General features: G+C 62.2%; 12 protein-coding genes. 1 reads left to right on the top strand and 11 read right to left on the bottom strand.

Going from position 1 to position 11,695, the window contains the following annotated elements:
• The coding region (locus ACIQV9_RS22580) for a ribonuclease E/G (RefSeq protein ID WP_403106129.1) at window positions 1–2,325 on the top strand (2,325 nt) is incomplete at its 5' end.
• Between the two features lie 178 nt (window positions 2,326–2,503).
• On the opposite strand, the gene ACIQV9_RS22575 is transcribed toward ACIQV9_RS22580, so the two are convergent.
• The 11 genes from ACIQV9_RS22575 to ACIQV9_RS22525 all read right to left on the bottom strand — a co-directional run bounded on the left by ACIQV9_RS22575 (window position 2,504) and on the right by ACIQV9_RS22525 (window position 11,638).
• Complete coding sequence (locus ACIQV9_RS22575; RefSeq protein WP_403106126.1) at window positions 2,504–3,097, bottom strand: NTP transferase domain-containing protein; 594 nt, start codon at window positions 3,095–3,097, stop codon at window positions 2,504–2,506.
• A complete protein-coding gene (locus ACIQV9_RS22570; RefSeq protein WP_403106123.1) occupies window positions 3,094–4,077 on the bottom strand; it encodes an XdhC family protein in 984 nt (327 codons plus the stop codon). The genes ACIQV9_RS22575 and ACIQV9_RS22570 overlap by 4 nt, the downstream gene beginning before the upstream one ends.
• Window positions 4,077–6,398: a molybdopterin cofactor-binding domain-containing protein gene (locus tag ACIQV9_RS22565; protein ID WP_403106120.1), complete on the bottom strand. Its 2,322-nt coding sequence runs from the start codon at window positions 6,396–6,398 to the stop codon at window positions 4,077–4,079. Before ACIQV9_RS22565 ends, ACIQV9_RS22570 begins: the two co-directional genes overlap by 1 nt.
• On the bottom strand, window positions 6,395–6,865 hold the full coding sequence (locus ACIQV9_RS22560) for a (2Fe-2S)-binding protein (RefSeq protein ID WP_403106117.1): 471 nt from the start codon (window positions 6,863–6,865) through the stop codon (window positions 6,395–6,397). The genes ACIQV9_RS22565 and ACIQV9_RS22560 overlap by 4 nt, the downstream gene beginning before the upstream one ends.
• Before the next feature lie 244 nt (window positions 6,866–7,109).
• A complete protein-coding gene (gene murB / locus ACIQV9_RS22555; RefSeq protein WP_403106114.1) occupies window positions 7,110–8,129 on the bottom strand; it encodes a UDP-N-acetylmuramate dehydrogenase in 1,020 nt (339 codons plus the stop codon).
• Complete coding sequence (locus ACIQV9_RS22550) at window positions 8,126–8,590, bottom strand: low molecular weight protein-tyrosine-phosphatase (protein WP_403106111.1); 465 nt, start codon at window positions 8,588–8,590, stop codon at window positions 8,126–8,128. Before ACIQV9_RS22550 ends, murB begins: the two co-directional genes overlap by 4 nt.
• Complete coding sequence (gene kdsB, locus ACIQV9_RS22545; protein WP_403106108.1) at window positions 8,590–9,354, bottom strand: 3-deoxy-manno-octulosonate cytidylyltransferase; 765 nt, start codon at window positions 9,352–9,354, stop codon at window positions 8,590–8,592. The genes ACIQV9_RS22550 and kdsB overlap by 1 nt, the downstream gene beginning before the upstream one ends.
• Window positions 9,351–9,536, bottom strand: coding sequence for a Trm112 family protein (locus tag ACIQV9_RS22540; protein WP_010461887.1), 186 nt, complete (start codon window positions 9,534–9,536; stop codon window positions 9,351–9,353). Before ACIQV9_RS22540 ends, kdsB begins: the two co-directional genes overlap by 4 nt.
• A 25-nt stretch (window positions 9,537–9,561) precedes the next feature.
• Complete coding sequence (lpxK, locus tag ACIQV9_RS22535; protein WP_403106102.1) at window positions 9,562–10,572, bottom strand: tetraacyldisaccharide 4'-kinase; 1,011 nt, start codon at window positions 10,570–10,572, stop codon at window positions 9,562–9,564.
• A complete protein-coding gene (locus ACIQV9_RS22530) occupies window positions 10,572–11,003 on the bottom strand; it encodes an ExbD/TolR family protein (protein WP_403106100.1) in 432 nt (143 codons plus the stop codon). The genes lpxK and ACIQV9_RS22530 overlap by 1 nt, the downstream gene beginning before the upstream one ends.
• Window positions 11,000–11,638, bottom strand: a complete 639-nt coding sequence (locus ACIQV9_RS22525) for a MotA/TolQ/ExbB proton channel family protein (RefSeq protein ID WP_403106097.1) — start codon at window positions 11,636–11,638, stop codon at window positions 11,000–11,002. The genes ACIQV9_RS22530 and ACIQV9_RS22525 overlap by 4 nt, the downstream gene beginning before the upstream one ends.
• Window positions 11,639–11,695 lie beyond the last annotated feature (57 nt).

The following is an 11,695-nucleotide window of genomic DNA, read 5'->3' as shown; positions in this document are numbered from 1 at the left end:
ATCGACATCAAATCGGCGCGCGCCACCAAAGGCAGCGACATCGAAGAAAACGCACTGCACACCAACCTAGAAGCCGCCGAAGAAATCGCCCGGCAGTTGCGCTTGCGCGACATCGGCGGCCTGATCGTCATCGACTTCATCGACCTGACCCCTGCCAAGAACCAGCGCGCCGTGGACGAAAAAGTCCGCGAATGCCTGGAAGCCGACCGCGCTCGCGTGCAAGTCGGTCGCATCTCGCGCTTCGGCCTGCTGGAAATGTCCCGTCAGCGCCTGCGTCCATCCCTGGGCGAAAGCAGCGGCATCGTCTGCCCGCGTTGCAACGGCACCGGCATCATCCGTGACGTTGAATCGCTGTCCCTGGCGATCCTGCGCCTGATCGAAGAAGAAGCCCTGAAAGACCGCACCGCCGAAGTTCGCGCCCAAGTGCCGATTCCGGTCGCAGCCTTCCTGCTCAACGAAAAACGCAACTCGATCACCAAGATCGAACTGCGCACCCGTGCCCGCATTGTCATTCTGCCGAACGATCACCTCGAAACGCCGCACTTCGAAGTTCAGCGTCTGCGCGATGACAGCCCGGAAGCCGCGGTCGGCCAGTCCAGCTACGAAATCGCAGCAGCCGCTGCCGAAGTCGAAGAAGTGCAGCCAGCCGCCGCGACCCGCACCCTGGTTCGTCAGGAAGCTGCGGTCAAGACTGCACCGGCCCGCGCCAACGCTCCGGTTCCGACCGAAGTCGTCGCTGCCGCACCTGTTGCCGCACCGGCCGTCGCGCCTGAGCCAAGCCTGTTCAAAGGCCTGGTGAAATCGCTGGTCAGCCTGTTCGCGACCAAAGAAGAACCTGCCGCTCCGGTTGTGGTTGAAAAACCAGCGACCACCGAGCGCCCGGCCCGTAACGAAGAGCGTCGCAACGGTCGTCAGCAGAGCCGCAACCGTAACGGTCGCCGCGATGAAGAACGCAAGCCTCGTGAAGAACGTGCACCGCGTGAAGAACGCGCACCCCGTGAGCCACGCGAAGAGCGTCAACCACGCGAAGCCCGTGAAGAAATGCCAGCAGTAGCGGTAGCCCGCGAAGAACGTGCTCCACGTGAAGAGCGCGCACCACGCGCCCCTCGTGAAGAACGTGCACCGCGCGCGCCTCGCGAAGACCGCAAGCCACGTGGCGAGCGTGAAGAACGAGTGCGAGAACTGCGCGAACCTCTGGATGCCACGGCTCCATCCGTTGCCGCGACCGCTGAAGAGCGTCCGGCTCGCCAGCCACGTGAAGAACGTGCTCCGCGCCCACCGCGTGAAGAACGTCAGCCACGTGCCGAGCAAGCCGCTGCCGCGGTTGCCGAAGAAGAACAGGTGACCAACGAAGAGCAACTGCAGGAAGACGGTCAGGAAGGCGCCGAAGGCGATCGTCCCCGCCGCCGCTCCCGTGGCCAGCGTCGTCGCAGCAATCGTCGCGAGCGTCAACGCGATGCCAACGGCAACGTGATCGAAGGCTCGGAAGAATCCGAATCCGCCGAAGGCAGCGAAGCGGGCGAGAGCAACGAAGCGCCAAGCACTTCCGATCTGGCCGCCGGCCTGGCTGTTACCGCAGCCGTTGCCAGCACCGTGATCAGCGCACCGGCTGAAGCACAAGCCAACGAGCAAGCCGAACGCGCGACTGCCGCCACCCTGGAAACGGCTCCGGTCGAAGCGCCAGTGGTAGAAGCGACGACTCCGGTTGAAGCCACTGCCGCTCCGGAAATCGAAGTGGCGCCGGTTCGTGAAGCACAGCCTGAAGTTGAAGCTGCTGTTGAGCCAGTGGTTGCTGCAGAACCGGCTGTCGAAACAGTGACCGAAACCGTAACCGAAGCTGTCCGCGAAGTTCGTGAAGAACAAACCGCGTTCAACTGGGTTGCCGAGCCGGTTGCGGTTGAAGCGCCTGCACCGGTTGCCGAAGCCGAAGTGGCTGAAGCCATGGTCTCCGAGCCAGCGGTTGCTGCTGCCGAGCCTGCTCCGGTGGTTGAAGCGCCGGTCGTTGCCGAAGTTGCTGCTCCGCAAGTCGAAACCGCCCCTGTCAGCGCGCTGACGCCGAGTGGCCGAGCGCCGAACGATCCACGTGAAGTGCGTCGTCGCAAGCGTGAAGAGGAGCGTCTGCAGAAGGAAGCCGAACAGGCTGCCGCCGCTGCTCCGGTTGAAGCGCCTGTTGCTGACGAGCCGGCGCCGGTTGTTGCTGAAGTGATCGAAGCGGCACCTGCTGCCGAGTCGGTCATCGAAGAAGCGCCGCGCTCCGTACAGGAAGCGGTCGAGCAACACGAACAAGCCCTGGAAAAAGAACACGAGCCTAAACCACTCGTCTGATTCCATCGGCCACTAAAAAGCCCCGCCTGGTGATCCAGGCGGGGCTTTTTTATGCCGCTGTGTGTCCGATCGTTTCCACGCTCCGCGTGGGAATGCCTCAAGGGACGCTCCGCGTTCCAGCTCTCGAAAGGGACGCGGAGCGTCCCGGGCTACATTCCCACGCAGAGCGTGGGAACGATCATTGCGGGTAGTTCAACGCCTCAGGCACATCCACATCCCACAAAACCCCGGCATCATCCACCGCCACTTCAACCACCCTGCCCTGCGCAAACAACGGCTTGGCCCCATGATCACCCGATAAAGCCATCAACCCCGGCCCAAAACTGCGACCGAACCCGACCGGATGCCCATACTCACCCGCATGCACCGGCACACTGACGCAATCGTCCGCCATCCCCGCCACCACCCGCTCAACACTCGACGGCAAGATAAACGGCATATCTCCCAGCACAATCAACCAGCCATCGAGTTCCGGACACGCCGCCACCCCGGCCGCAATGCTGTCGCCCATCCCGGTCGACTCGATCTCAACAATCTCGAAACCATACGCCTGCGCCATGCGCATCACTTGCGGGCGATCTCCAGTAGTCACCAGCACGCGCCTCCCAAGACTGGCCGGCACATTCACCAGCACCTGTTCGATCACCGAACGAACAGCGCCATCGCGACCGGTACAGTCCGCCAGCAACTTGTCCTTGTCGTCCCCCGCCACCTGCCTGAAGCGACTGCCCTGCCCCGCCGCCAGCACGATGACGCCGATGGACTCACTCATACAACCTCCTGCAACGGCTTCTTCTGCTTGAGTTCGACGCCGTTCTTGATCGCCACAATCTCGGCCAGCAGCGACAAGGCGATTTCCGCCGGACTGTGGCTGCCGATGTGCAAACCGATCGGGCCGTGCAGCCGCTCGATGGCCTGTGATGACAAGCCTAGCTGAGCGAGGTTTTCGCGGCGCTTCAGGCTGTTGACCCGTGATCCCAGGGCACCGACATAAAAAGCCCTGGAATCCAGCGCGGTCAGCAGCGCCATATCATCCAGGCGCGGATCATGGGTCAAGGCGACAATGGCCGTGCGTTCGTCGGTCTGGATGTTCAGCACCGCTTCATCCGGCATGCCCGAGACGAAACGGCCGTGCTGCTCTTCCCAGCCGTAGACAAATTCGCTGCGCGGATCGCAGATCAGCACTTCGAAATCCAGCAGCCGCGCCATCTCGGCGACATACCGGGACAGCTGCCCCGCACCGATCAGCAATAGCCGCCAACGCGGACCGTAGATAGCGCGCAGGGTATTGCCGTCAAAGCTCAACACATCGCTTTTGTTCGCCGCCTGCAAAACCACTTCACCGCTCGCAATATCCAGCAAACGCGCCACGATTTCATGGGCCTCGCAGCGTTCCAGCAACTCGGCGACCCAACCTGGATCGCCGACCCGCTCCTCGGTCAGGCGCAACGTACCGCCGCACGGCAAACCAAACCGTGCGGCCTCCTCACGGGTGACGCCGTAGGTGATCAACTGCACCGGCGGTCCGTCGGGAGGAATCCGCCCATCGTGCAGCCGGGCAATCAGATCATCCTCGACACACCCACCGGACACCGAGCCGATTACCACGCCATCTTCACGCAACGCCAGCATCGCGCCCGGCGCCCGGGGCGCAGTGCCCCAGGTCTGGACCACGCTGTACAACACCACCCGCTGACCGGCGCGGCGCCATTCCAGCACGCTGCGCAAGACATTCAGATCTGCACTGTCCATCAGGCCTGCGCCTTCTGCCAACCCTGCAGCTGATAACGAACCGGCAAGTTGCGGATGCGCTGGCCGGTGGCGGCGAAGATCGCGTTGCACAGCGCCGGCGCAATCGGCGGTACGCCTGGCTCACCGACCCCGCCCAACGGTACATTGCCCGGAGGCGTGACCAGATGCACCGCCACTTCCTTCGGTGCGAGTGACATGCGTGCCACTTCGTACATGTGGAAGTTGTCTTGCTGCACCTTGCCGTCCTTGAAGCTGATTTCCCCGACCACCGCATTGCCCAGGCCCATGACGCAGGCGCCTTCGAACTGAGCGCGAATCCGCTCGGGGTTGATCTGCGGACCGCAATCCACCGCGATGTCGGCCTTGTGCACGATCAGCGTGCCGTCGTCTTTGACTTCGACCTCGATCACCGCCGCCACATAGGTGACGAAGCTGTAATGCACCGCCAGGCCCAGGCCTCGGCCCTTGGGCAACTCGCGCCCCCAGCCGGCGGCCTTGGCGGCAGTTTCCAGTACTGTGCGCATCCGCCCGGTGTCGATTGGATAACGCTCGGGTGATTCGCCGTAGTTCCACTCTTCGCTCAAGGTGCGCGGATCAATCTGACGATCCGGGCCGAGCAATTTGATCTGATACTTGAGTGGATCCTGTTTGGCCTTGTGCGCCAGTTCATCGACAAAGCTCTGGATCGCAAACCCGTGGGGAATGTTCGACACCGAGCGATACCAGCCGACCCGCGTATGAATCGCCGCTTCCGGGTTTTCCAGGCGCACATTGGGGATCGCGTAGGCCATGTTGGTGAAGCCCATGCCCAGCTCGAAAGCTGCTTCGTGGTTCATGCCCGGGGCGAACAGCGCGGTGATACTCGGGGCCACGGTGCGGTGCAACCAACCGGAAGGCAGGCCGTCCTTGTCCAGGCTGGCCTTCAGGTATTCAGCCGACACGGTGTGGAAGTAGGAGCAATGGATGTCGTCTTCACGGGTCCATTGCACCCGCACGGCCTTGCCGGGGAATTCCTTGGCGAGGATCGCCGCTTCGATGATGAAGTCCGGCTTGGATTTGCGACCGAAACCGCCGCCCAGCAAGGTGACATTGAATGTGACCTTATCGAACGGAATGCCGAGGCGTTCGCCAATCCGTTCGCGGGTGACTTGTGGCGCCTGGCTTGGCGCCCAGGCCTCGCACATACCGTCCTTGAAGCGGGCGATGGCGACCATCGGTTCCATCGGTGCCTGCGTCAGGTGCGGCAGGTAATAAGAGGCTTCGAGCGTGCTATTGGCGCCCTTCATGGCGTCGTCGATGTTGCCGGTATTGCGTACCACTTTGCCGGGCTGGAGGGACGCGGCTTCCAGCTCTTTGCGGTAGGCAATCGAGTCGTAACTGGCGTGGGGGCCGTCATCCCACTCGATTTTCAGCGCTTCGCGACCCTTGATCGCGGCCCAGGTGTTACTGGCCACTACAGCCACGCCCCCTAATGGCTGGAACTCGGACGGCAGCGGACGGCCTTCGATCTGGATCACCTTGATCACGCCCGGGACTTTCAGCGCGGCGCTGGAGTCGACGGATTTGACCGTGCCGCCATAGACCGTCGGACGCGCAATCACGGCGTAAAGCATGCCGTCGAAATGCACGTCGGCTCCGTAGATGGCGCGGCCATTGACGATGTCGGCACCGTCGATAGCCTTGGTGCCTTCTTTGCCGATGTAGCGAAATTCCGACGGATGCTTGAGCCGCAGGCTGTCACGGGCCGGCACTGCCAGCGCACCCGCCGCGGCGGCCAGGGCACCATAGCCCAGTTCACGACCGGTCGGTTGGTGCACCACTTTATGCAGTTGCGCATGGCACTCGCTGACCGGCACTTTCCACTGCGCGGCAGCCGCTTGTTCAAGCATGGTCCGCGCGGCCGCGCCGCAACGACGCATCGGTTCGTACCAGTGACGCATGCTGCGCGAACCGTCGGTGTCCTGGTTGCCGAAGCGAATTTCGTCGCCCGGCGCCTGCTGCACTTTCATCATGGCCCAGTCGGCATCCAGTTCATCGGCGACCACCATGGTCAGGCTGGTGCGCACACCCTGGCCCATTTCCGAACGGTTGCAGACCACCGTCACCATGCCGTCAGCGGCAATGCTGATGTAAACCTTGGGATCATCGATCCAGCCATTGGGCATGCCGTCGGCGCCGAATTTTTTCTCTTTTTCTTCGGCGAAAGCGTCTTGCCAACCCCAACTGGCCACCAGCACCAGCGCACTGGTGGCGCCGACCCCTTTCAGGAAACCACGGCGGCTGAGGTTGCTCAGCGCAAAATCATTCGGTAACTGGCTCATGCCTTGGCCTCCTTCAGGTGAGTGGATGCCTGGCGGATGGCGGTCTTGATGCGGTTGTAGGTGCCGCAACGGCAAATATTGCCGACCATCGCCTCTTCGATCTGTGCGTCGCTGGGGTTCGGGTTGGTCTTGAGCAGCGCCGTCGCCGACATGATCTGCCCGCCCTGGCAGAAACCGCACTGGGCAACGGCGGTGTCGAGCCAGGCTTGTTGCACGACTTGCCCGACCGGATCGGCGTGCAAGTTTTCGATGGTGGTGACGTTCTGGCCGACCACCGCGCCGATCGGCGTGATACAGCTACGCGCCGGAGCGCCTTCGATATGGATGGTGCAGGCACCGCACAGGCCCATGCCGCAGCCGAATTTGGTGCCGTTGTAACCGGCCACATCGCGGATTGCCCAGAGCAGCGGCATATCCTCGGTGACATCGAGTTGATGGTCTTGACCATTGAGCTTCAGGGTAATCATGGGCACGCCCGCATATTTCTGGAGGTTATGGGGTCGAGCAATCTGCCGCCGAGGGTTGGCGGTTGGCATCACGCAGATCGGCTCAGGCTAAGAGGCTCTCTTACGCGGACGGCAACGTCTGCATCGGGCCTTTGGTGGAGCAAACGTTTGCATCGTTAGGTGGCTAAGTTAACCCAGCATTAACAAAAAAGCCCTGCACAGTTGAAGTGTGCAGGGCTTTGAGATCAGTCCTTAAAGCGTAGCTTCAATACTGATTCGGCTCCATTTCCAGGTCGACTTTGAATCGTTCCGAAATGTCTTTCTGAATGTGTTGCGCCAGGTTCAGCAATTGCAGGCCGGTGGCGCTGCCGTAGTTGACCAGCACCAGTGCCTGCAACGTATGCACGCCGGCATCGCCGTCACGAAAGCCTTTCCAGCCGGCCCGCTCGATCAACCAGCCGGCCGCCAGTTTCATCTGCCCATCGGGTTGCGCGTAGGCCACCAGATCCGGGTATTGGCTTTTCAGCTGTGCGACCAGCGCGGCTGGCACCAGAGGGTTCTTGAAGAAGCTGCCGGCATTGCCCAGTACTGCCGGGTCCGGGAGTTTTTCGCTACGAATGCTGCAGATCGCCTCACTGACGTCGGTGGCGGTCGGCTGATCGATGCCTTGCTCAGTCAGGCGCTGGCGAACCGGACCGTATTCCAGGTGCAGGTGCGCGGCGCGGTCCAGGGTGAAACGCACGCGCAGGATCAACCAGCGCCCCGGCTCCTGTTTGAACAGGCTGTCACGGTAGGCGAAGTTGCATTCTTTCAGAGTGAAGTCCCGCAGCTCGCCGGTTTGGCGATCCAGCGCGGTCAGGCCGGCGAACACGTCCTTGATCTCGACGCCATAGGCACCGATGTTCTGCATCGGTGCCGCGCCAACCGTGCCGGGGATCAAACTGAGGTTTTCCAGCCCCGACAGCCCCTGCGCCAGGGTGTGCTGCACGAACGGATGCCACGGCTCACCGGCCTCGGCCTCGATCACGACTTTGCTGCCGTCATCACTCAGGATGCGAATCCCGCGCGTGGCCATGCGCAGCACCAGCGACTGGATATCGGCCGTCAGCAGCAGGTTGCTGCCGCCACCAATCACCAGCAACGGCACGTCATGGGCCGACGCATACGCCAGGGCTTCACGCACATCGGCGTCGCTGTGGGCTTCGGCGAACAACCGGGCCTGAACGTCGACACCAAACGTATTGAACGGCTTGAGTGAAACCCGGGGTTGAACCTGCAAACTCATAACCGTCCCTTCAATTCGATTACCAGCCGATCACTGGCGCGCTCGATCAGGTCCAGCACCTGCTCGAAGCCTTGGTCGCCGTCGTAATACGGATCCGGCACTTCATCGAGTTCCGACTGGTAGCGACGCAGGAACAGGTCCAGCTCGGCCTTGCCCTTGGCCGGTTGCAGGGCCTTGAGGTGGCGCAGATTGCTGTTGTCCATCGCCAGAATCAGGTCAAAGGCGGAGAAATCGGCGCGGGTCACTTGCTGGGCGCGTTGGGCGGACAGGTCGTAACCGCGCAGTTTGGCCGCTGCCTGACTACGTTTGTCCGGCGCCTTGCCGACATGCCAGTCACCGGTGCCGGCGGAGGCGACTTCGATGTGACCGGCCAGCCCCGCCTCGCGCAATTTATGCCGCAGCACACCTTCGGCCGTTGGAGAGCGGCAGATGTTGCCCAGGCACACAAACAAAACGCGCATCAGGCCTCCAGCAGGCGACGAACGCGCTCGAGGTCTTCGACGGTATCGACACCGGTAGGCGGTGCGATCAGCGCGTCGGCGACATGAATCCGCACGCCGTGCCACAGGGCACGCAGCTGTTCCAGGGATTCAGTGTTTTCCAGCCAGCACGGGCCCCAGCTGACGAAGTCATGCAGGAAACCGGCGCGGTAGGCATAAATGCCGATGTGGCGGCGATACGGTACGCCTTCCGGCAACTGCTCGCGGCTTTTGGCGAACGCGTCCCGGGCCCACGGCAACGTCGCGCGACTAAACGTCAGCGCCAGGCCATTGAGGTCGCTGACGACCTTGACCACATTAGGGTTGAACAGGGTTTCGACGTCTTCGATCGGCTCGGCCAGGGTGGCCATGCGCGCTTCGGTATGGGCGGCCAGGTTGGCGGCGACCTGATCGATCACGCTCGGCGGGATCAACGGTTCGTCACCCTGGACGTTGACCACGATGGCGTCGGCGGCCAGGCCCAGTTTCGCGGCGACTTCGGCCAGGCGATCAGTACCGGAATTATGATCTTCGCGGGTCAGCACCACTTCGGCGCCAAACGCCTTGCACGCCTCAACGATGCGCACGTCGTCAGTGGCGACCACAACACGCTCGGCACTGCTTTTGCTCGCCTGCTCCCAGACGTGCTGGATCATCGGCTTGCCGGCGATCAGCAGCAGGGGTTTGCCCGGCAGACGGGTAGAGGCATAACGCGATGGAATGACAACGGTAAAGGCTGTGGTCATTTATCCAGACGCTCGTCGGTGGTCAGGGTGCGGGCTTCGGTTTCGAGCATTACCGGGATGCCGTCGCGAATCGGGTAAGCCAGACCGGCGCCCTTGCTGATCAGCTCGGTCTTGTCGGCGCTGAGCTTGAGTGGGCCTTTGGTGACCGGGCAAGCGAGGATGTCGAGCAATTTGGTGTCCATGAGCATTCCCTGGATAAGAACGGAGTTAAGGCAAAAGACGAGCCGGCAACAGGCGCATCAGCTGCGTATCGAACCAGGCCACGAAGGCCGGCGATGGCGCAGCATCGACCGCCAGGTACCACCAATCGGCGGCGGCGAAGGCACGGCACTTCACCGCGTCCTTTTCGGTCATCACCAACGGCAATGACGGTGTGAAATTCAAGGCCTGCACGTTGTATTCGGCGTGGTCGGCAAACGCATGCGGCACCGGCTGCCAGTGTAGCGTTTCGAGGGTCGTGAAGAAACGCTGCGGATTGCCGATCCCGGCCACGGCGTGCAGCGCCTGGCCTGCGGGGAAGTGGTCGAGGGGACGCCGTTCACCGCTTTGCAGGTTGATCAATTCGGTGGGTCGCAACTGGAAGGCAAAACCGTCTCCGCGGTCCGCGGTGGCACCGTTGTACAACACGGCGTCGACGCTTTGCAGGCGTTCGACCGGTTCGCGCAAGGGACCGGCAGGCAGGCAGCGTTTGTTGCCCAAGCCACGGGCGGCGTCGATCAACACCAGTTCCAGGTCCCGGGCCAGCCGGTAATGTTGCATGCCGTCATCGGACAGGATCAGATCCAGCGGCTCACTCGCCAACAGCGCTTTGACGGCGCGGCTGCGATCCGGGTCGATCATCAACGGCACGCCGGTGCGCTGGACGATCAACAGCGGTTCGTCGCCGGCAACCTCGGCGCTTTGCTCGGCCTCGACACGCCACGGCAATTGCGGCGGTTTGGCGCCGTAACCCCGGCTGACCACGCCGACCCGCAAGCCGCTGCGCTGGCAGTGCTGGATCATCCACAGAATCAGCGGTGTCTTGCCGGTGCCGCCGACGGTGATATTACCAACCACGATCAGCGGCACGGGCGGCTGATAGATCTCACCCTCACCCGCCAGAAAGCGCTTGCGCTTGTTCATCACCACGCGCCGATACAGCCACTCCAGTGGCTGCAACAGCTTCAGGGCCGGATGACCTTGGTACCACGCGGCGAGCAAGCGATCGGACATGGCCATCAGGGCGCGGGCGGTGCCGCTTCGACCGTGGTCATGCGCAAGTGGCTGAAACCCAGCTTGCCGGCGGCGTCCATGGCGGTGATGACCGACTGATGCTGGGTCTTGCCATCAGCGCTGATGGACAGCGGCAGGTTGGTGTCGCCGCTGGATTCTTTTTGCAGCGCCTCCATCAGGGTCGCGAGATCGTTTTTGGGCAATATCTGATTGTTCACCGAGAACGCACCTTCGGCACTGATGGCCACGTCCAGGTGCTTGACCTGCTGGTCTTCGGCAGGCGAGCCGCTGACCGCTTCCGGCAGATCGACGCGCAACTGGGTTTCACGGGTAAACGTGGTCGTGACCACGAAAAACAGCAGCAGGATAAACACCACGTCGATCAGCGACGCGAGGTTGATGTCCACATTCTCCCGTTGCTTGCGGCGGAATTTCACGCTTTTTTGCCCTCGGACAGGTCCACGTCACGGTCACCCTGCACCACCTCGACCAGCTTGATCGCTTCCTGCTCCATGCCCACCACCAGTTCATCGATCCGGCGTTGCAGGAAACGGTGGAAGAACACCGACGGAATACCCACCATCAGGCCCGCAGCGGTAGTGATCAACGCCTTGGAGATACCTCCGGCCAGAACAGCGGCGTTGGTGGTCATGCCCGACCCCATGAATGCGCTGAAAATATCGATCATGCCCAACACCGTGCCCAACAGACCCAGCAACGGGGCCATGGCGGCGATGGTGCCCAGCGCGTTGATGTAGCGCTCGAGTTCATGAATCACCCGCGCGGCGGCTTCTTCGATGCACTCTTTCATGATCTCGCGACCATGTTTGGAGTTGGCAAGGCCTGCCGCCAGGATCTCGCCCAACGGTGAGTTGGCCCGCAGTTCCTTGAGTTTTTCTTTATTGAGCTGTTTGTCCTTGATCCACACCCAGACCTGCCCGAGCAAATGCTCCGGGGTCACACGGCTGGCTCGCAGGGTCCAGAGACGCTCGGCGGTGATCGCCATGGCCGCGATGGAACTCAAAATGATCGGCAACATCATCCAGCCGCCGGATTTGACCAATTCCCACACAGTGACAGTCCCCTCGAAAAAGTGCGCCACTCTAACATAGGGGCTGGATGCACCGAA

Origin of the sequence: Pseudomonas sp. NPDC099000, assembly GCF_044759925.1 — a bacterium.
GTDB lineage: Bacteria > Pseudomonadota > Gammaproteobacteria > Pseudomonadales > Pseudomonadaceae > Aquipseudomonas.
This window is presented reverse-complemented; position numbering and strand designations above follow the sequence as displayed.